The sequence below is a fragment of the Peredibacter sp. HCB2-198 genome (assembly GCF_045999315.1).
Taxonomy (GTDB): Bacteria; Bdellovibrionota; Bacteriovoracia; order Bacteriovoracales; family Bacteriovoracaceae; genus Peredibacter.
Genome location: NZ_CP174607.1, coordinates 2,481,397 through 2,501,668, shown reverse-complemented (window position 1 = coordinate 2,501,668; position 20,272 = coordinate 2,481,397). Strand labels below are relative to the sequence as shown.

Here is a 20,272-nt window from a genome sequence, read left to right as displayed (position 1 = left end):
AATGGCGATAATTGAATGAATTATTTTTCCCTCTTCGTTTTCAAATAAAAAGGATCGAATTTATGTCAATGATGGAACTGTTTCACCAGGGTGGATTTATCATGTATCCCCTCCTGGTTTTCTCAATTCTTGCCTGGACGGTGGCGACTCATAAGATTTTTTATCTACGTGCTTTTATCAGAGAATCTGAAAAGCTGAATGCCGAAATTAATCAGGCCATTTCTTCTAAACGCTTTGATGATTTAAAGCTGACCCTGACTAGATTCCCTGAGGCCATCAGCCGTCCATACGCAGTGGTTATGGAAGAAATTCATACATCAAAAGAAGACATGGCAGACAAACTTTCACGTCGCCTGTCAGAAACGAACTCAAGTCTTAAAGAAAATCTTTGGATTCTTGGTACCATCGCCTCATCTGCACCGTTCGTAGGTCTATTTGGAACGGTTCTCGGGATTATGGCATCATTCAAGGCCATCGGCGCCACAGGTAAAAGTGGTTTCTCGGTTGTAGCGGCCGGGATTTCAGAATCGTTGATTGCAACAGCGGCCGGGATCATCGTGGCGGTTATTGCGGTTCTTTTCTATAACTACTTCCAAACCAAAGTGAATAAAACGGCCCAGTCTTTCAGACATCAAGTTGAAGATTCGGCAGAGTTAGTTCTTTTGGCGAGAAAGACCAAGTAGGTTCACATGGCCTTTAGTAATAAAAACGGTAACGACGAAGAGCAAATCGTTTCAGACATTAACATGACTCCACTGATTGATATCATGCTGGTGCTTCTCATCATCTTCATGGTGAGTTCATCCGCAGCGATCGAGTCAGGTCTGGATGTTGATCTGCCTGAAATGAACGCCGTCAGCGACAAGAACAGCGAAACACTGGTTGTTTCTCTTTCTAAGAATGGTGGAATTGCCGTTCAAGGTGAAGAGGTCAAGCTAGAAGAACTACAAGAGCGCATTAAGGCCAAGCTTGTAAGTCTCAAGACCGAGTCTGTGATCCTTGAAGGTGATGCTGAGTCACAACTTGATAAAGTCATGACCATCATGGACACCGCAAGAAGTGCCGGTGCCAAAAACTTTTCTATCGCTGCGAGACTTAAAACCGCTCAATAATTTTGGCCCTGCCTGATTCGAGGCAGGGTTCTTCCTCAAAATAAATTAAACTTCCCTTTAGATTGAACATTTTGATTTTGTCCTCCGGCCGTTCTACTTTTCTCTTCTTATTCTTCTTAACCCGGAGACAAAATGAAAACATTGCTTCTGATTTTAAGTTTATTGATATCTCAGTCGATCCTGGCCGCCAGCAAAGTTCCTATCAAAAAAGGTGATTTAAGTATCTCTCAAGCAAAAGGTGAGATCCTTTCGGTAAAAGAAATTTGTCCAAGGATCCCGGGCCGTGTCACCTGTATGGCCATCGGTTCTGTTGTAGAAGTTGAAGTGGCCCTACAAGGTTGCATGGATCGTCTAGGCGGTTACTTCACTCACTTTGAAGTGGTCGACGGTAAGGGAAAACTCTATTTATCGGCCGTGAATATTTCAAACGAAGTTTCAAGACGTGTGATGTGTGTAAAAGCTCCTACAGAAAACATCACAGTTCATGTTCCATTTGAAGGTGAAATTGAATTAGTGAATATGAAATTTAGTGGAAACTCTCTATTTCAGTTGTAGGTCTAGCATTGAGAGGCAGTGTGAAATAAAAAGCACTGCCTTCACCCACGATACTTTTCACCCAGACCTGACCATCATGTGCCTGGATGATCCCTTTCACGATAGCAAGCCCAAGTCCCGTTCCCCTGGTTGCGGTCTTACTGGCCTGCCAATAACGATCAAAAACACGCTCTAAATCCGCCTCTACAATTCCCGGACCTGAGTCTTTGACCATGAACAGGATTGAATCTTCTTTCTTCTTCACTTCAATCCATATTTTTCCACCCTTCGGCGTAAATTTGACGGCGTTACTTAAAAGATTTGAAAGCACTCTGTTCACACAGAGATTGTCACAGTTAAGAAGAGGCAGATTAGTTTCGATGTTAATGATCAAATCAATTTTTTTGTCTCGGGCGGAGGGTTCAAATAGTTGCGTCACCTCTTTAACAATGTCTGCTACATTTTCCGGATTTTTATCGACGACAAAACATTTTGCCTCAAGCTTACTAAAATCAAGAAGGTTCTGAACCAGGGAAGTCATCTGAGCTGTGGCCCGTTGAAGTCCATGCAAAATTTTTTCCAGCTTAGGATCCGGTTTATCGTTTCTATTATTGTATTTAGTCAGTATGGACACGTTTCCCACGATGCTAGAAAGAGGATTTTTTAAGTCATGAGAGACAGTTGCAATAATGTCCTCTCTGGCGTGAATGGATTCTTCCATTAATCTTTTTGTTTCACTAATGTCTCTAATAATGGCAGTGATCCAGAGTCCTTCAGGGGTCAATAGTGGACTCATGGTCACACTAATGGGAAATTCAGTTCCATTTTTATGGAGTCCACACAGTTCAACCTGTCTTTCACCCATATATTTTGGTATTGGGTCGTCAAAATATGTGAGACGGAAGGCCAGATGTGATTTTTTTAATCGTTCAGGAACGAGTAACTCAACATCTTTGTGGATCAGCTCCTCGGCCGTGTAACCAAATTGATGTATGGTTTGCTGATTGACGAACTTAATTTTCCCCCACTTATCTAAGACCACAATGGCGTCCTGGGCCGATTCAAAAAGACCGCGGTACTTCGCCTCGGCACTTCGAAGTTTTTCATTCACTTCCTGAATCTCGCGAGCACGAATGTAGACCTCTGTTTCCATTCGTTCGAGTTTTTCATTCACTTGTTTTGTGAGAATGAGTTCGGTGACATCTTCGCTCTGATTCACAAGATAGAGAATATTTCCTTCTTCATCCAGGATCGGATAGTTAATGGGGTTCCAGTATCTTTCTTCAAATACACCTTGCTCATTCGTAACGTCATAGCGCTGAATCGCCATGGTATGAGTCGTGCCAGTTTCTAAAACCACAAGAAGTGAGCGAGTAAGGTTTTTTACACCACTCGCTTTAGGGTCCTTAGGATTATCAGGGAAAGCAGTAAATAATGATTTCCCTACTACATCTTCACGTTTACGTTTGGTGAGTCGCAATAAATCATCATTACAATCAACAATCGTAAAGTGCGGTGGATCAGGTAGCATTAACATGTACATACCAGGCAAACTCGCAATCAACCTGTGATAATCAAGATTTAAATTTAGAGGATGGTGATGTGCGTTTAACATATGCACTCCAGATGTCTCATCTTATGACTTTCATTAAGAAAAGTTATTTTAAAATCTCCTTAAAAAATTAGGCAAACTTGACATTAACGGATATGTCACCATCTTGTGTTTTAAGAGTGAGGCACCTATGGAATATAGACTTACCAAAACTTTTCTTTCAAAGAAGCCTGCTTATAAGAGCTTCGTCATCGGTGCCATAAGCTTAGGCGTTCTCATGCTTTTCTTCGGCGCCGATCCGGAGAAATTCTCGGCCACAAAACGTCTGGTGTTCGAACAAGGAGAATACTGGCGTGCCTTCACAGCTGCCCTCCTCCATGCTGACCTCACTCACCTGGCACACAATGCATTTTTCTTCGCAGGTCTAGCGGCACTGTTGACCAATTATTTTGGATTCTGGGTGTTTCCCGTTTTAAGTATTATCGCTGGTGGACTCATTAACCTGGGCACCATTGCTTTTTATCCACCGGACGTTTCTCTCGTGGGAGTTTCTGGTGTGGTTTATTTCATGGCCTCGTTCTGGCTCACACTTTATGTTTTGATTGAAAGACGACAAACGGTAACAACACGACTGGTTCACGCAGTGGCAGTGTCACTTATCTTTTTATTTCCTGAAACATTCCAACCACAAACAAGTTATCTCGCCCATGGACTGGGATTTCTCCTGGGTGTTCCTCTTGCCCTGATTTACTTTGCCCTGAACTTCAAAAAGATCCGTGCCGCTGAAGTCTGGGTACCGATTGAAAAACATCTGGATGAGATGGAGAACATTATTCTCCTTGAAGAAAGCTCTTACCGTCAGGTGCCACTTGAAGAAGACGGGCCCGCGCCGCGCGCTTCGGGCTGCGTTCAATGCCAACAGCATTAAGGCCCACGAAATTCGCCACGGCCATCATGCTGCCTTCACCACAAAACGGATGAACCACAGTTCTGGTATTGGTTTGTTTTAAAATGAACTTACTTGCAAGAAGTGATGCCTCAAGTCCCATTCCTCTTTCCCAAGTCTTCTCACCTAGATCAGGAATGACGTCGGCGGTGGATTTTGAAACATCGGCCCTAACATTTTTAGAAAAACACAGCATATGTGAATAGGCCGGGCGACCAAAGGTCGTCATACCCGCCGGTGCCCGACAGAAAATTTTGTGCCAGAGAAGTTCTAGACCAATTTTCTCGGCCGCTTTTTGAACTATAAAGGCCTTGTCCACCCAGGTGCCTTCGACCTTAATATCCGACTGAAAGAAAATCGCCACTCCGTCATCCGGCGTTTTGGACATGACTAACTCAGCAGTGGTTTGAAACCATTCCTTCCACTGAGATAGCGTGTATTGCGGAAACTCTGAAATATCAGGCATGGACGCTATCAGGGAGCAGCCTTCAAGTGAGGGTGTTTCTCTAAGCCAAACCAGGGCGTCTTCACAGTGTACAATTCGAGTTGGTTCCATCCGGAAATTATCGCAGGAACAATTGCCCATTGTCATCCTTCCGACTGGGCACTTACAATAAATTCATGTGCCAATTATTAGGAATGAATTGTAACGTCCCAACGGACATCTGCTTCTCTTTTACGGGTTTTCAGGCCCGCGGAGGACTCACTGATCATCATACCGATGGGTGGGGAATTACTTTTTTTGAAGGGAAAGGTGTTAGACAATTTCTTGATCCTAATGCTTCGGCCCATTCACCGGTGGCGGACTTTATTCGCACCTATCCGATAAAATCCAAAAACGTGATTGCCCATATCCGTAAGGCCACCCAGGGTGAGACCAAATTGGAAAACACTCACCCATTCGTGCGTGAACTGTGGGGACGTTATTGGTCCTTTGCTCATAATGGAGATCTAAAAAACTTTGCGCCAAACTTTGATGGTCGTTATCGACCGGTGGGAAACACGGACAGCGAAAAAGCCTTCTGTTTCATCTTGCAAGAACTTCAGAAATCCTTTGGAGATCAAGCACCTTCACTGGAAGAGCTGGGAAATAAACTTCACGAACTGACACTCGCCTTGGCGACCTTTGGGGTCTTTAATTTTCTTTTGTCCAATGGCGAATTCATGCTTGCACACTGTTCAACCAAACTCGCCTCGATTATTCGCAAGGCCCCTTTCCATGTTGCTCAATTAAAAGATCAGGACGTGAAAATTGATTTTAGTGCGGTCACCACAACCAAAGATCAAGTGGCCGTCATCGCCACCAACCCTCTCACAGATAATGAGGTCTGGAGCATTCATGATCCAGGAACTCTGCTTCTCTTCTCAGAGGGCGAAATCGTTTCTCAATTCAAAACAGTTCCAGGTCCTATTACAAATTGCATTTCTAATGCTTGAGGTCTCATGAAATATCTTTTGCTTCTTCTCCTCGTCTGTTCTTGTTCATCGGCCAAAAAGAAGGCCATCGAATTAAGCGAAAAAGGGCTCCATGAAGAGGCCGTTTCTTACTGGGCAGAGGCCCTCAAGAAAGATCCGGATGATGAAGAAGTTAAAAATGGGCTTCAAAGTTCATTAGAAATTGTTTCCAACGATAAACTGACAAATATTCGCGATAAACGCCTCGCCAATCAGTATCAGGTCGCCATAGATGAATTGAAGGCCCTGACTGACCTTCAAAAAAAATACAAGCTAAAATTAGATTTTAACTCTTCTACCTTTCAGGGAAAAGAGATCCACTATCTCTGGCCCCACTACCAAGAAAGCATCAATACTAAAGTTAAAAATGATCTTCCCTTATCGGCCGAGGCAGACCAGAGACATTATCAAGATGTCTTTTCATCAATGTCTGACTGGCACAAGGTCCAGGCAAAAGTGACAAAGAAAGGTGTAAAAAAATGCAACACTCTTAAATTGACCGGTGAAGATAGACCCTTCTACAGAAGCTTTGTGACTCAGTTTTGTAAATATTGGGGACCTGAACGAGGTCTTAGTCAAACCACTGTCAGTTCAAAACTTTTTTCAAAAATTGAGACCACTACCAGTATCAAAAATCTGGATGATACCAGTGTTGTGGCCCTGGAGAATGCTTTAAATAAATCATTAAAAGAGTCTCCTTGGTACCATCCTGAATCTCATCGCGCGATCAAAATGAAAATCGCGGGCCAATATATTTCGAACCCTCAGTCCCAGACGGTAAAACAGGTCCATAACTATAAAGTCAATGTGCCTTATACTGATTATCAAATGGTTCAAAGAAGTCGCCAGATTCCCTATTCAGCGGTTGAAAATGGTGTCATGGTCACGAAATACCGTACAGAGTATTATCAAAATAAAGAGCCGGTGACTCGTTATCGTACAGAGCCACGAATTTATGAATACCTTGCCACAAAGAAGACCCAGACACTTTCCTTGAATGTGAAAGGTTCCATTCTGTTTGATAAAAACAATGAATCATTCTCTTTCATGAAGGAAGAAACAGAAGAAAGATTTCTTCACGACATCAATATTCCGGACATTGGATTGTATCCGGCGAAGACAGATATTAGTTCTCCCCTGGTTAAATTTAATTCCTATTCTCTAGATGCCGCTCAAAAATTTAAAGCAGACATGAATAGCATCTGGCAAAAACTCTTTTGTACATTACCAAACGATCGAAGCATGGCCTCAGTTGGAGAAAATGTCATTCGATGCCAAAGATTGGAATCTTATCCCGAAGAATTTGTGAACAGTTGGTTTAAAAACCATTTTGGTGTCACAGCAATGAAGGCGCGTAAGATGATTGGTCAATTTTAAGACCTTCTCAAATTGCACGAGGACAAAAGAATTGTTAACGTCTAATTAACACTTGGGACAAGGATAAAAATGAAAAGTGTTTTACTTTTAGATGATGACAAGGATCTCTGCGTTTTGATGGCATCCATCTTCAATGAATTGGAAATTAAAGGAACCTGCGTCCATTCCTTTGATGAATTACAAAAAATTGATTTGAAAAAAGAGAATTTTGACTTGGTCTTTCTTGATATCAATTTGGGAGCAGGAGTTAAGAACGGAATTGATGCTTATGACTGGGTCAAATCAAAAAAATTCGATAAGAAGATCGTCTTTTTTACTGGTCACGCTCGTAACTATCCTCTTCTACAGGCCAAACTTGGAGAGCCCAATGTGTCCGTTTTAGAGAAACCGGCGGAACTTGAGACCATTGAAAAAATCCTCCAGGCCATATAGAAATTCTTAAGTTGAAGCGATTTTCTTCGATTGCTAATCTCCCACGATGCTTCAATATTTAAAAAATTTAAGGCCCCATAACTCATCTTCCTGGAACGTTGTTCTAACTCTCGCCGTCGTCATCATCTTGGTTCAAACGATTGCCATCTGGCGTTTTTTAAGTCTGGAAGTTTTTCCAAAACAAGTGATAGAGCGAACCATTCATCTAGTCATGGCCATTATTGTGCTCATGGCCCTTTTCATAAAAAAGAACATTTGGAACAAACGAAACTGCGTTTTAGTCTACGTTATTCTGTTTCTACCCTATGTCTATTTCAATTGGTCGGTCCAAATAGATTATCTTTTAAGCGGCCGAGAATGGATTCCATTTGTCTCTGGAAAAATTCAAATACTTCTCCTCGCCTTTTTGGTCCCTGGCCCGTATTGGGTAAATCTCGTTCTTATGCTTTTTGTTTGCGCACAGAATATCTTTATTTGGTATCACCTGGATCTGGCAAATTCTCCTAATGTGGTTCTCTCTAGTGAGCCCCAAGTCAGTTTTATTTATATCTCCATTGCCATTGCACTTATTGCCTTTCGCTATCGGGACCAGAAACTGATTGAGAAGCTAACAAGAGAAAAAGCGGTCTATGAAGTCCACGAAAAACTGGCACAGATTTTTTTAAGTATGAGAGATCGAACCAATAGTCCTTTGCAGTCGCAGAAACTCGCGGTCGCCATTTTAAAAAGAGAGTGTCCGGAAAAAATTCATCTCGTTCAACCCCTGGAAAATTCCATTGAGACCATAGAACGGATTAATCGAGTGCTGGGCAAACTAGAAACACAGTTCCCTGTCTTCTCTAAAGAGCTGATGACTGAAGAAGACACCATGGCCTATCTTGAGAAAATCGAAAAGAGCCAAAAACTCTTTAACGATTAAGTTCCTGATTAAGCTTTTCTACGTCCAATTCCTTCTCCCATCGAGAAATCACAATCGTCGCAACCCCATTTCCAATTGTGTTCGTAAGGGCACGGGCCTCAGACATAAAGCGATCAATACCAAAGATCAGGGCAAGGCCCGCCACCGGAACTGACGGAACCACGGCCAGTGTCGCAGCGAGAGTAATAAAGCCCGCACCTGTAACTCCGGAAGCTCCTTGCGAAGTTACCGTGGCCACGAGAAGAAGACTTAGTTGCTGGCCAATGGTGAGATCAATATTTAAGGCCTGGGCCACAAACACCGCGGCCATAGTGAGATAAATATTTGTTCCATCAAGATTAAAAGAATAGCCCGTAGGTATGACCAGTCCCACCACTGACTTTGAACATCCTAAACGCTCAGACTTTTCCATCATGGGAGCAAGAACACTTTCGGAAGAAGAAGTTCCCAGCACCGTAAAAAGTTCCTCGCGAATGTACTTAACGTATTTAAAGATGCTGAAGCCACAGTATCTGGCAATGGGACCAAGGACAATCACAATGAAGACGATACATGTGAGATAAAAAACTCCCATAAGTGAGGCCAAGGGGGCCAGTGACTCCACACCGTATTTTCCAATGGTAAAGGCCATGGCACCAAAAGCACCGATAGGAGCAAAGAGCATGAGAAAGTGAACGATCTTAAATAAGATCTGGGAAAGTCCCTCGAAAAATTCTCTTACGACCTTGCCCTTCTCTCCCACATGAGTAAGTCCATAACCAAAAAGAAGAGCAATAAAAAGAATCTGTAGGACATTTCCGTTACTGGTAAAGGCATCAGTAAAGGTCTTAGGAATGATACTGAAGAGAAAGTCCCACATAGAAGAAGTCTCGGCCTTCTTCGCATACTCAGCAATCGGACCAGAGTCCAAAGTAGCAGGACCCACATTGAAGCCTTTGCCCGGTTTAAACACATTCACCGCCACAAGACCTAAGGCGAGTGCAATATTTGAGATGGTCTCAAAATATAAAATGGCCTTACCGCCTACTCTTCCTACTTTTTTCATATCACCAGAATGAGAAATTCCCAAAACCACAGTTGTAAAAATGATTGGGCCAATCAGCATTTTTAACAACGCAATGAAACTGTCTCCGAGGATCTTCATTTTCACCGCGTGATCCGGTGATACAAGACCCAGTGTTATGCCTAGAGCAATCCCAAATAAAACCTGAAGATAAAGACTTTTAAAAAATTTCATAAATTTATAATCCCAAAGAGCTCAACTTTTTACAACATTTGTTCAGGGCATGAATAAATATTAAGAAGGACAAACTAAAATATGAATCAGAATGCGAGGTGACGAATGCTGAAGGCCCTCATGTCTGAGAGATCTCATCATTATCGTAAAGGTGAAACCATCTTTCATGAAGGGACGTCTTCCTTCGGAATCTATCTGATTAAACAGGGCCATGTCAAAGTCTTCACTAACGGCCTTGAAGGTAAAGAGCACATTCTAAGGCTCGCCACGACCGGTGACCTATTAGGGCATCGAAGTCTTTTTAAAAATAAAATGAATCTCGAAAGCGCCAAGGCCCTGGAAGACACTGAATGCTATTTCATTGAACATAAAACGATTGAAGATCTTTTCGTCAAAAATCCAGAGATCGCCATTGATACTCTCCTTCGCCTTTCCCATGAACTCGACGATGCCTTAAATCGCAACTCTGTTCTGGTTAAAAAGAACGTGAAAGAGAGATTGGCGGAATACTTTTTAATGATGAATAAAATCTACGGTGAAGACCATTGCATTCGCCTTCATTTGTCCCGGGAAGAAATCGCTTCCATGATTGGAACTGCCAACGAGACGGCCATCAGAGTTATTAGTGATTTTAAAGAGCAAGGTCTTATCACTGAGATTGATAAGACCTTTTATATTAAGGACGAAAAAACCCTCAGGCAGATTGCCGGTCTTTTAGAATGAGAAGACTTTTATCTGAGTGCTTGAGCATATATTGAGCAAATGAGCTTTCAAAGATCCCATGACGTTTTCTGGCCGCAAGAATCACCACATCCGCCTTTATCTCCTGGGCCACCTCACAAAGCTTTTCTTTCTGATTCTCACTAAACACACAATGAGTGTGGACCTTTACGTCTTTGGGTAGGACCTCTTTACCTAACTTCTTTAAAGCATCATTGACGGATTTTTCAATCGCGAGCCTGTCATCGGCCAGGGGATAGGCCATGCTATAGGCATCTATCGCAAAATTAAAACCGATTTCCTGAAAGACATAGACCAGATGAACATCTGATCCTGGAGAAAAATGAATTTCTTTCAATTCATCAAAACGACCTCTCGCTTCTTTGGCGATATCTACGGCAACCACGACACTTTTTCCGAATTCCATAAACAGTCTCCTGATAGGAATATCATGACAGAAACAGATGAAATCTCCCCTGATGCTGATCAGGTCAGAAAATGATGAATGTCATAGATAAACTTGAGAGAAGTAAATGATTCCGGAAAAACCTTGTGCGTTGAGGTTTTGCACTGTTCTCAAAAGACATTTATCTCTAGGAAAATAGAACATGAAGTTAAAAAGTCGAGGTCCTATGAAACTGAAAATCATTCATAAATTAAAGGCCGCTGTGAGCTCAATCCTTGGTCGCTTCACATCAGTTCTTAATCAACTCCCAGATCGCAACACCAAAGTGAGACATTCGCCCTTATTTCACCATCACCATTATGCTTACGCGTTAGTGAGAAAACCCCACGTGGATCGTTCGCCAATTCACAACCATCCACGAGATAGAAAACAAAAAGGGCCACGTCACTCTTCAACTAAGATTTATAATCATCCGAGGGGTGATATTCGTCGCGGTTAAGGACAAAGAATTGGCTTCCAGTACGAAATTCAGTGGTGATCCCCATGTTCTTCATGCCGGCCTTCATGAGAACTTTTTGTGATACAAGGTTTTTAGGATCAGTGGTTCCGCAAATTTCTTTTAGTCCTAATTCATAAAACCCGTACTGCAGAAGACGATGCGTCAGTTCTGTGGCGTATCCTTTTCCCCAGGAAGTTTGGTCAAAGCGGTATCCAACTTCATAACGTCCTGTCTCTGGCTTCATCTCAATATGAAACAGAACACCTAATCCAATCTGATTTTGTGTTTCTTTCTCAAAGACCGCGAACATCCCTAGTTTAGGGTGGGCACTCATATAAGAAAGATAATCATTGAATTTTTTTCGGGCAGCTTCCCTGTCCTCCGAGGCAGCTCGAATATATTTCATCACCTCAGGATCACTTTCCTGGCGACAAAAGCCCTCGAAATGTTTTTCTTCCAAATGCTCGTAGTACAATCTTTTTGACTCAAGTCGAATCGTCATTCATTACTCCACTGAAATTTTATTCACGGCCACAAAAGGAGATTTCTGTCTGAATTTTGTGAGCCAATTCTCTGTCAGGCAAGAGTAACCGCCGGCCCCCCACCCTTTGCCCCAACTGTTGGCCACTACGATACAGTAGTTTCCTTCGGTCGCTTTTAGTTTTTCCGGAAGCTCAATGACTCCCACTCCCACAAAGGCATGTCCCATAGAATGAGCATCAAGTTTTGCCACTCCACCTTGAGCATCATTCAAAGTCACGAGACCCTGGTTCTTATAAAAATTTTCCGAAAGTTTTGCGGCCATGACAACCGGAATGTTCTTTTTAAGACTTTCCACTGTTTCAGCAAGAGTTTTAAGTTCCGAGTAATTTAAAATTTTAGTCACACCACTTTTACAAGTGGCCTTAAGCGGAAGTTGGGTCTCATTATTTTCCACTGGTTGACCATTATAACCGCACTCCGACTCCTGAGGGATATCTACCGTCATTTGCTCTTGTGAGTGTTTATAAGCGGGAGTGATCCATGAACCTTTCTCTGAGCATGGAGAGCTGTAGCACTTGGGCTTACTTGCCCAATAGAGATATTGTTCAGAGAGATCTCTGGTGACACTGTTTTGAGCGAGAAGAATTTCCACCACACGAACACCAGCAAAGGCCGAACAAGTCGGGCGGTTCCACTGATCGCGCACTGGAACAGCAAAAGCTGAATGGACAATGTGTACATCTGGAAGAACTTCCACAGGGACTTTCTTCTCTACGATTTTTTCTTGTTTAACTGGTAGCTCAAAAGTGTTTTCTTTATAGACCTTGATTCGTCCCAGGAAGATTTCCTGTTCGCGTTTCCAGGCATTGAGCTGATCCCGGGACTCTTTCTTCCAGGCCTCTAAGGTTTTCTTTTCTTCCAGCTTCCACTTTTGAAGCTCGGTCATGTCACGGTTCTTATCTACCGCTTCTTTTTCTGCCTTGGTTTGGGCCGCGATAATGGCGCGATTTCGGGCCTTTGCTTCTTCAACTGCCTGCTCCCCTTTTGAGAGAGTTTTCGCAGGAGCTGGTGCTGGAGCGGGCCCTTCTTTTTTAGTGAAGTCACCAAACTCTTTGAGCTTAGTCATGATCGCCTGATATTCGGGAGCATTCTGGTAGTCGTAATCTGTATTTACGGGTTCAAGGGTAGTGGCAAAAGAGGAAAATGAAATGAGAACGAGAGGAATGATAATCTTCATAGGAATCTCCTATGAAGATTATAAGGGTTATCCAATAATTTTTAAAAGCTTTGCTTTATAAGAATCAAAATACTCGTAGTAATCGTCCAGGTCCTTCACGATGGAATGGGCATGGTGCTTAGATGGTTCTACGAACTCATCGTGCATGGGTTTTACCTGCTTTAAGAACTGGGCCTCAACACCCTCCGGAGTCCGTCCACGCTCTTTTACGTCCCTTTCCAGGCGTCGGGCGTAACGTAGCGACTCTGGGGTATCAAAAAAGATCATTTCATCGAACTGCGCTCGCAAATAGTCCGGGTGGAAAATAAGAATACCATCCACAATCACGATTTTTGCGGGTCCGACTTTTAATTGTTCTTTTTTGCGGGAATGAGTAACGAAATCATAGATGGGAATATTGGTAACAGATCCGGTTTTAAGCTCGCCCAAACACTGGGCCAGAAGCTTTAAGTCCAGACTCTCCGGGTGATCGAAGTTCACCGATCCTCCATCATGATCAAAGCGATGAGACTGATCAATATAGAAATTGTCTTGATAGACAATCGTCGCTTGATCACCCAAGGCCCGGTGAAGAGCTTTGGCGAAATAGGTTTTGCCGGAGCCTGAGCCGCCGGCAACACCTAGAATAAATGTTTTACTTGGTTTGGTAGAGTCGGTCACCTGCATCTCCTAGACCTGGAACAAGGTATCCGTTCTCAGTCATTTCCTTCTCGACATTTAGAGCGAAGACTTTAACATCCGGATGAAAATGCTCAAGTCTTTTTAGAGCATGTTCAGATGTCAAAATTGAGAGCACTTTTATGGGTCCCACGTGATAACTTTTTAGACGATCAATGGCCGCAATCATGGTGTCCGCAGTGGCGATCAGAGGGTCACACAATAGAATTTCTCGACCCTTCACGTCCGCTGGAAGCTTAAAGTAGTACTCTACAGTATTCTGAATGAACTTATCGCGGTAGATCCCGATGAAGCCCGCAGAAGCGATAGGAATCATCGAAAGGACCCCATCCAGCATCCCGTTACCAGCGCGAAGAATCGCCACCGCCACCGGAGGGTTGATAATGCGATCAACTTTTGTAGGAGCAATCGGTGTCTCCACACGAACCGCATCCATATCTTTCCAGTCTCTCATCGCTTCATAGGCCAGAAGCTTTGAAACTTCAGTGATGAGATTTCTAAATTCATTTGAGTACGTGGTTTTATCACGTAGGTAACCAAGCTTGTGTAAGAGTAACGGATGATTCAATTCAATGAGATTCTTATGCATACTTTATCCCCTAGAATACGGTTCCATCAGATTTAATATTAAGCGGAGGTGTGCCACCAGCGCGGTTTTGAGCGGCGATCTTTCTTCCCGCCCACCAAGTTCCACCTTCCAGCACTTTCGCCAAAGGAAAGTCGGCCGGAGTTTTACCAAGGCGGTTCTGAACTTCAGCGCCGATTTTATCTAGCAAGAACACTGTTAGTGCTCGCCACTCGATAATAAGATCACTCTCTGGTCCCCAAGTGGCCTCACCATCTTTTGAGTTTTTGAAAGTGAGAACACCTGTATCAAGCAGAAGGCCACCATTTCTGTATTCTGGAAGACCAGTGAGTCCCTCGATTCCAGTTACAGTAATTCCCGCTTCCAGAAGTGGTTCAACTAATGAGTAAGTCATCCACTGTGAAAGTTTATGGAAAGCAACCAGACCGAACTTCGTGTGCTTCCAGGCGTCTCCAAGGTTCACACCATTAAGCGTCTCGCGACCTGGCCAAATTGGGCCCAGACCATCAAGTACTCCTCTTAAAAGTGCCAAGGCCGGAATGGTTTTGCCGTGTTTAGCGACAAGATAATCAATAAGATTTCCTGGGCGGCCATCTTTGAAGAGAGTTTTGTTTTCTAATGCGCGACCAAGGTTTTTAAGAAGATTAGTACGACCTTCAACGCCGACGAGTGGATTGTTAGGAGTGACTTGAAAGTATTCTTCAATCAGCTTCGGAGTAACTTTTGAAAGTCCCGTTGCATCTGAACGAAGAGATTTTCCGTCTGAAGAAAAAGCTCCTGACATGAATAAGTGATAGCTCGCAACTCCCAGGCCCTCTGAACGGGCGTAGTCACGAGAAGTTTCTTTCTCATGATACTTCCACGTAGGTCCTGCACCAGCATCAAGCAGAACTGATGGAATCACGAGGTCCCACTTAATACGAGCTTGCTCCATCGGATCAAGATCTTTGATTTTTGCTTTCAACCAAAGTGAACGATCAACGTTCCCAGGACGAAAGTGTCCCCAACGAGAGTGAAACGGAATGTTCATATCCGGATAGTTTTCACGAATCGTTTGCATCACAAAATCAACCGTCGGACCCATTTTCTCTTCATGATAATGAAAATGAGTGTTCCCTTTTAATGTCTCATCAAAAATCTTTTTAGCACCATCACGTACACAAACCGGTGATAGGATATAATCTAAATCGCTCACGTAATATCTCTCCCTTTAACTTTCTGTAGGTCCTCGCCTTTTTTCACTTCACCCTCCGTGAAGTAACCAGCGGCCTTTTTTGCTTCCATCTCAACATTGGCGTCCGCCGGAATAAGTTCGGCCGGAATTGAAATACGATTCACCACTTCGATACCTGAACCAACAATCGCGTTGTATTTCATGTTCGACATCGAGTGAAGATTATGAATTTTTGTGATTCCGAAAAGATGTAGCACATCCGGCATGAATTCCTGGAAGCGAGCATCTTCAACACCCGCCACGCATTCAGTGCGCTTAAAGTATGTTGCCGCTGAATCTCCGCCTTCCTGACGTTTACGAGCGTTGTACACCAGGAACTTTGTTACTTCTCCGAGAGCACGACCTTCCTTACGGTAGTAAGCGATGATACCTACGCCGCCCTTCTGAGCAGTTTCGGCCGCGTGTTCAATTCCGTACATAAGATACGGACGACAAGTACAGATATCAGATCCAAATACGTCTGAACCGTTACACTCATCGTGAACACGGCAAGAAAGTTCGATATTTGGATTTGAGAGATCTTCCGGATTACCGAAGATATACACCGTGGTTGAACCGATAGGTGGTAACCAGACTTTTAGATCGGGACGCGTGATAAGCTCTGGGTACATCCCTCCTGATTCCGTGAAAAGAATACGACGAAGAACACCCTCTTCAACGTTGAGACGTTTTGCCATACCTGGGAGGAACCAAACTGGCTCAATGGCAACTTTGGTGATCTTAATGTCCATATTCTCTTTGATGATCTTGCCATCGCACTTAAGGCGACCAGCACGAATAGCATCGTGGATTTCAGGAATTTGTAAGTGAGCTTGAGTCACTGCAATTGAAGGACGAATGTCATAACCTTTTTCAAAGTGACCTTTGAAATGGTTTTGAGGATCCAGACCCCACGGATCAAGTGAAACAATTTTTGTTTCATCAAACCATGATGGGAAGGGCCCGATCTTCACTGGTGAGTGAGTATTGTGTAAGTCCGGTCTGTGGGCCGGAGAAAATTTTCCGCTCGCAATCGAGAGCGCGCGGTAAACCGTATAAGAACCCGAGTGAGTTCCGATGGCGTTTCTCGCTTTTGGATTTGTTTGTGATGCCACTACCGGTCCGCGTTTCATGGGGTCTTTATTTCCCCAATCAAGTGTCAGCGACTCCGGGTAACGGAGATTTGAGTGAGTAGCGAGTACAACGTGTTCCTTACGTACATCGTGATTCGTCGACATAAGACTCCTTATGACATCCAGTTATTGTCGTTTTGTTTTTCCCACTTAGTTGTCACTTTCTTCACATCTGACCAGAAGTTTAGAGAGTGTTCACCAGTGATGTCTCCTGAACCAAATTTCGAAGCGGCGATACCGCCGAAAGAGAATGGTTCACGTGGCACAGGCACACCAACGTTCACACCCACCATTCCCGCCTTTGCTTCACGAACGACTCGATCAGCAAGGGCACCTGAGTTGGTAAATACTGAACAAGCGTTTCCGTATTCACTTGAGTTTTGAATTTGCATAGCGTGCGAGATGTCCTTACAACGAACGATTGAAAGAATTGGCCCGAATAATTCAACGGTTGCGGCCTCTGTGCCCGGTTGAATATTGTCGAGGATCGTAGGCCCAATCCAGTTTCCTTCTTCCATTCCGGCCGGTGCTTTTGCAGTACGACCATCGAGCACCACCTTCGCTCCTGCTTTTTCTGCACGAGTGATGGCCTCAAGAAGGAAATCACGTTGAGCACGAGTAATGATCGCACCCATATCTGTACCAAGCTTTAACGACTCAGCACGATTTTTAATTTTAGTAATGTGTTGATCCACGTCACCTACAGCAAGAAGCACTGAGGCCGCCATACAACGCTGGCCCGCGCATCCGGTGAATGAATCCGAGATACCTACACCTGCGATTTCCGGAGTAGCATCTGGTAAAAGTACGATGTGGTTCTTCGCTCCACCCATACAAAGGGCGCGTTTCCCGAGTGAAGTGGCTTTTGTGTAAACGAGTTTTGCGATTTTCGTCGAGCCCACGAAACCAACTGCCTTAACTTCTGGTGCTTCAATGATCGCGTCCACAGTTTCTGCTCCACCGTGAAGAACGGTGAAAAGACCATTTGGAAGTCCCGCTTCTTTAAGAGCGTTCGCGATCTTGATTGATGTTAGCGGAGTTTTATCAGACGGCTTCCACACATAAGCGTTACCTAATCCAAGCGCGATAGGAATCGTCCACATCGGAACCATCGCCGGGAAATTAAAAGGAGTAATGTTCGCCACCACTCCTAAAGGAGCACGACGGTATTCACAAGAAACTCCACGTGACACTTCCATACGTCCACCCACGTCCATATTTTGAAGCGAGAGAGCGAATTCCAGAACTTCAATCCCTTTCATCAAACCGGCCATGCCTTCATTGAAGGTCTTTCCAGATTCAGCAGACTTCAGGTGAGAAATTTCTTCTAGATCACGCATCAGAATATTTCTGAAATTAAACAGCACACGGGCACGTTCTTTGTGCGGAGTTTTCCCCCACTCAACTTGTGCTTCATTGGCAATTTTAAGCGCGTTTTTAATTTGGTTCAGAGATGGGATTGAAACCTCTCCGATTTTTTTTCCATGATAAGGCGAAGTAATGTTTTGAGTGCCGGCCTCGCCTTTTACCCACTCACCATTGATAAAATTCAAGCATTGAACCACTTCAAGTGGCATTTTAAGTGTTGTCATAGTTATTCCTCGTGAAAAACCTAAAGAATAACGCTAATACACTTTGATGGGCCTAGGCTACTGTGCCAAGCTAAATTATGTCAGACTAAAGGTGTCGGTCATGATGCAAAAAAGAGCTTTGCGTTAACTTTTAATCAAAAATTAGGGGGTAAACATTACAAATCCCGCTCTCTGTCTTCAAGGGTTATACCGGTTATGATAGATAGCCTCGCAATGAAACTCTTTCTTCTGACATCACTTTTCCTTTTAACTTCTTGCCTGCCTGACAAATCGTCCCTGCATTTTGAAGACAGAAGCATAGAAGTGAAGCCGCAGGCCCGCGAAACCGAAATTCCGGAGACTGTAGATTTCGCATTTCTCTCAAAAGAAATCCTCGTTCCAAAATGTATCGGCTGCCACAAAGGTTTCGTAGACGAGGCCAAGGTTCTTAAGCACGTTAAAGAAAACGATCCTGAGATCAGTCCCCTTTTCCAAAGTGTGAAGACCGGCAAAATGCCGAAGAAAGGCGCACCTCTCGATTCCCGTGAACTTGAAATTGTTCGCATGTATGTGGAAAGCGTTCGTATTGAACGTCTTGTGACTTACGATGAACTCAAAGAAAAAATCCTGGTCCCAAAGTGTATTGAATGTCACAAGAAGTCCGGCGAAGAGGCCAACATCATGAGATGGATCAATCAAGAGAATCCGTCTGAATCAAAACTCATCAAGGCCACTGAGAGTGGTCGCATGCCGAAAAATAATCCGAAACTTTCTGCTCACGAGTTGAATCTCATTCGTAATTACCTGAACAACTTCAGAAAATAATTAAATCATACAGTTACCTCTCTTTTACTTTCTCCAGCGAAAGTGATTTTTTATTGTCCAAATTTATCAATTGACAAATCCGTACATTTTCCGTATTTTTATAATCAGAAGAATTAGTTGGCAAGTGAATTTTACTTTCTCCAGAGAAAGTGAAGGGCAAAAAAAAAGGGGCCCGAAGGCCCCTTTAAGTTGGAAGACTATTTGTTAAAAGCTTCTTCGAAACATAGGGCCATAAGTTCGCGGCCTTGTAGTTTTGATTTCTCACATTGAGAAAGACGTGATGGAGCTTTTGGTCTCCACTGGATTTCTACGCCAGTGTAGGCCTTACCAGCGTGGTCACGACCGAACTGAGGGATGATAAGGAAACCAGAACCATCTTCTCTTTCAGGGTTAAGAACAGTTCTCATAAGGATTTTAGTTACTAAGTGAGCAGCAACTGCACCGGCAAGAACGTCTGAGCCCCAGTGTTTGTTGTCATGCATACGAGCGTACACTGTAAGAGTTGCTAGACCGTAAGCGATGTAAGGAACGGCCGGTTTATCTTTATAAACTTCAGCGATTACAGTTGCTAGAGAGAAGGCACCGGCCGCGTGGCCAGAGATAAATGAGTTGTTACCTTCTTCAAAGAAATCGTAGGGAGAATCACCATCGTGTGGACGAACACGGTGGAAAGTCTTCTTGAAACCTTCAGCTACGATCTGAGAAGCAAGACCAGCAGCTACAGTGAAGATACCAACATTTTTAAGTTTACCGTTATCAAGGATAGCACCCATGAAGTAAGCACCAGCAGCAACCGGAAGAATCGCCTCACGGCCAAGAAGGTTACCAACAGTAGCAACTTGTTGACTGAATTCACCTTTGTTGTCTTGAACGAAATCCATGATCTCGCGGTCATTGGCAAAAACCACTGTACCAAGTGAAAGAGCACCGGCAAGGATCATAAGATCAGATTTTGTAACATCTAGTGGGATGAAGTACTGAGTACCACCTTCACCTACTAAACGTTGAAATTCTTTTCGAGAAAACTCAGGAGTGCGAGCGAATTCAATATTCTTCATTGAACAGTTTTCAATGAGAGGATCACAGTTTTTAGCTTTATCCATAAGCTTGTCTGTACCCGTACGAAGGTCAATGAGCTGGCCGTTGTACTCCATACAAGTGTTATCGATTAAACATGAAGGCTTCGCCTGGGCGCCGGCGATGTAGAATGCCGTCAGTAACGCTAATAGCTTGTGCATGTGATCTCTCCCTTTAAATTTTTTAATATTCTAGGGGGGATTAAGAAACCGCGCCTGTGCATTGGTAAAAAGAACAGTGATGTCAAAAAGATAGACAGTCTTTTCAGACCTATGATTGG

At 43.6% G+C, this 20,272-nt stretch carries 23 protein-coding genes; 11 read left to right on the top strand and 12 right to left on the bottom strand.

From position 1 onward, the window contains the following. The first annotated feature begins 62 nt into the window (after positions 1-62). From ACJVC5_RS12650 to ACJVC5_RS12640, 3 genes are all read left to right on the top strand, one after another. Positions 63-683 (top strand): MotA/TolQ/ExbB proton channel family protein, encoded by a 621-nt coding sequence (locus ACJVC5_RS12650; protein WP_408095885.1) that lies wholly within the window; start codon positions 63-65, stop codon positions 681-683. Positions 684-689: 6 nt separating this feature from the next. Next, a complete protein-coding gene (locus tag ACJVC5_RS12645) occupies positions 690-1,112 on the top strand; it encodes an ExbD/TolR family protein (protein WP_408095884.1) in 423 nt (140 codons plus the stop codon). Between the two features lie 132 nt (positions 1,113-1,244). Continuing rightward, positions 1,245-1,667, top strand: a complete 423-nt coding sequence (locus tag ACJVC5_RS12640) for a hypothetical protein (RefSeq protein WP_408095883.1) — start codon at positions 1,245-1,247, stop codon at positions 1,665-1,667. On the opposite strand, the gene ACJVC5_RS12635 is transcribed toward ACJVC5_RS12640, so the two are convergent. Beyond that, entirely contained in the window at positions 1,639-3,261 is a 1,623-nt protein-coding gene (locus ACJVC5_RS12635) for a sensor histidine kinase (RefSeq protein ID WP_408095882.1), read from the bottom strand. The genes ACJVC5_RS12640 and ACJVC5_RS12635 overlap by 29 nt on opposite strands. A gap of 127 nt (positions 3,262-3,388) precedes the next feature. On the opposite strand from ACJVC5_RS12635, the gene ACJVC5_RS12630 reads away from it, so the two are divergent. Next, positions 3,389-4,126, top strand: a complete 738-nt coding sequence (locus ACJVC5_RS12630; RefSeq protein WP_408095881.1) for a rhomboid family intramembrane serine protease — start codon at positions 3,389-3,391, stop codon at positions 4,124-4,126. Here ACJVC5_RS12630 and ACJVC5_RS12625 read toward each other — a convergent pair. Then, the gene (locus ACJVC5_RS12625; protein WP_408095880.1) at positions 4,029-4,700 is read right to left on the bottom strand and encodes an SAM-dependent methyltransferase; all 672 of its coding nucleotides are present in this window, start codon (positions 4,698-4,700) and stop codon (positions 4,029-4,031) included. The two genes, ACJVC5_RS12630 and ACJVC5_RS12625, sit on opposite strands and share 98 nt — an antisense overlap. 65 nt (positions 4,701-4,765) lie before the next feature. On the opposite strand from ACJVC5_RS12625, the gene ACJVC5_RS12620 reads away from it, so the two are divergent. The 4 genes from ACJVC5_RS12620 to ACJVC5_RS12605 all read left to right on the top strand — a co-directional run bounded on the left by ACJVC5_RS12620 (position 4,766) and on the right by ACJVC5_RS12605 (position 8,327). Then, positions 4,766-5,581 (top strand): class II glutamine amidotransferase, encoded by an 816-nt coding sequence (locus tag ACJVC5_RS12620; RefSeq protein ID WP_408095879.1) that lies wholly within the window; start codon positions 4,766-4,768, stop codon positions 5,579-5,581. Between the two features lie 6 nt (positions 5,582-5,587). Further along, on the top strand, positions 5,588-6,976 hold the full coding sequence (locus ACJVC5_RS12615) for a hypothetical protein (protein ID WP_408095878.1): 1,389 nt from the start codon (positions 5,588-5,590) through the stop codon (positions 6,974-6,976). A 69-nt stretch (positions 6,977-7,045) separates the two neighbouring features. Beyond that, positions 7,046-7,408, top strand: coding sequence for a response regulator (locus ACJVC5_RS12610; RefSeq protein ID WP_408095877.1), 363 nt, complete (start codon positions 7,046-7,048; stop codon positions 7,406-7,408). 46 nt (positions 7,409-7,454) lie between these two features. Next, positions 7,455-8,327, top strand: a complete 873-nt coding sequence (locus tag ACJVC5_RS12605; protein WP_408095876.1) for a hypothetical protein — start codon at positions 7,455-7,457, stop codon at positions 8,325-8,327. Here ACJVC5_RS12605 and ACJVC5_RS12600 read toward each other — a convergent pair. Further along, the gene (locus tag ACJVC5_RS12600) at positions 8,317-9,564 is read right to left on the bottom strand and encodes a dicarboxylate/amino acid:cation symporter (protein ID WP_408095875.1); all 1,248 of its coding nucleotides are present in this window, start codon (positions 9,562-9,564) and stop codon (positions 8,317-8,319) included. The genes ACJVC5_RS12605 and ACJVC5_RS12600 overlap by 11 nt on opposite strands. Positions 9,565-9,684: 120 nt before the next feature. Here ACJVC5_RS12600 and ACJVC5_RS12595 point away from each other — a divergent pair, with 120 nt between their 5' ends. Beyond that, entirely contained in the window at positions 9,685-10,287 is a 603-nt protein-coding gene (locus ACJVC5_RS12595; RefSeq protein WP_408095874.1) for a Crp/Fnr family transcriptional regulator, read from the top strand. Here ACJVC5_RS12595 and ACJVC5_RS12590 read toward each other — a convergent pair. Further along, positions 10,259-10,711 carry a universal stress protein gene (locus ACJVC5_RS12590; protein ID WP_408095873.1) on the bottom strand — a complete coding sequence of 151 codons (453 nt, stop codon included), beginning with the start codon at positions 10,709-10,711 and terminating at the stop codon, positions 10,259-10,261. The two genes, ACJVC5_RS12595 and ACJVC5_RS12590, sit on opposite strands and share 29 nt — an antisense overlap. A 205-nt stretch (positions 10,712-10,916) precedes the next feature. Here ACJVC5_RS12590 and ACJVC5_RS12585 point away from each other — a divergent pair, with 205 nt between their 5' ends. After that, positions 10,917-11,189 (top strand): hypothetical protein, encoded by a 273-nt coding sequence (locus tag ACJVC5_RS12585; protein ID WP_408095872.1) that lies wholly within the window; start codon positions 10,917-10,919, stop codon positions 11,187-11,189. Here ACJVC5_RS12585 and ACJVC5_RS12580 read toward each other — a convergent pair. The 7 genes from ACJVC5_RS12580 to ACJVC5_RS12550 are packed head-to-tail and all read right to left on the bottom strand — an operon-like array spanning position 11,146 to position 18,111. Next, positions 11,146-11,691, bottom strand: a complete 546-nt coding sequence (locus tag ACJVC5_RS12580) for a GNAT family N-acetyltransferase (protein WP_408095871.1) — start codon at positions 11,689-11,691, stop codon at positions 11,146-11,148. The genes ACJVC5_RS12585 and ACJVC5_RS12580 overlap by 44 nt on opposite strands. A gap of 3 nt (positions 11,692-11,694) precedes the next feature. Continuing rightward, on the bottom strand, positions 11,695-12,909 hold the full coding sequence (locus ACJVC5_RS12575) for a C1 family peptidase (protein WP_408095870.1): 1,215 nt from the start codon (positions 12,907-12,909) through the stop codon (positions 11,695-11,697). A 27-nt stretch (positions 12,910-12,936) separates the two neighbouring features. Further along, the gene (gene udk / locus ACJVC5_RS12570) at positions 12,937-13,575 is read right to left on the bottom strand and encodes a uridine kinase (RefSeq protein ID WP_408095869.1); all 639 of its coding nucleotides are present in this window, start codon (positions 13,573-13,575) and stop codon (positions 12,937-12,939) included. Beyond that, positions 13,544-14,176: a uracil phosphoribosyltransferase gene (gene upp / locus ACJVC5_RS12565; RefSeq protein WP_408095868.1), complete on the bottom strand. Its 633-nt coding sequence runs from the start codon at positions 14,174-14,176 to the stop codon at positions 13,544-13,546. Before upp ends, udk begins: the two co-directional genes overlap by 32 nt. Before the next feature lie 10 nt (positions 14,177-14,186). Then, positions 14,187-15,368, bottom strand: a complete 1,182-nt coding sequence (locus ACJVC5_RS12560) for a URC4/urg3 family protein (RefSeq protein ID WP_408095867.1) — start codon at positions 15,366-15,368, stop codon at positions 14,187-14,189. After that, positions 15,365-16,624, bottom strand: coding sequence for a GTP cyclohydrolase II (locus tag ACJVC5_RS12555; RefSeq protein WP_408095866.1), 1,260 nt, complete (start codon positions 16,622-16,624; stop codon positions 15,365-15,367). The genes ACJVC5_RS12560 and ACJVC5_RS12555 overlap by 4 nt, the downstream gene beginning before the upstream one ends. Before the next feature lie 8 nt (positions 16,625-16,632). Further along, a complete protein-coding gene (locus ACJVC5_RS12550) occupies positions 16,633-18,111 on the bottom strand; it encodes an aldehyde dehydrogenase family protein (protein WP_408095865.1) in 1,479 nt (492 codons plus the stop codon). A 213-nt stretch (positions 18,112-18,324) separates the two neighbouring features. On the opposite strand from ACJVC5_RS12550, the gene ACJVC5_RS12545 reads away from it, so the two are divergent. Then, positions 18,325-18,915: a hypothetical protein gene (locus ACJVC5_RS12545; protein ID WP_408095864.1), complete on the top strand. Its 591-nt coding sequence runs from the start codon at positions 18,325-18,327 to the stop codon at positions 18,913-18,915. A gap of 197 nt (positions 18,916-19,112) precedes the next feature. Here ACJVC5_RS12545 and ACJVC5_RS12540 read toward each other — a convergent pair whose 3' ends face one another. Then, on the bottom strand, positions 19,113-20,153 hold the full coding sequence (locus ACJVC5_RS12540; RefSeq protein ID WP_408095863.1) for a phosphatase PAP2 family protein: 1,041 nt from the start codon (positions 20,151-20,153) through the stop codon (positions 19,113-19,115). Positions 20,154-20,272 lie beyond the last annotated feature (119 nt).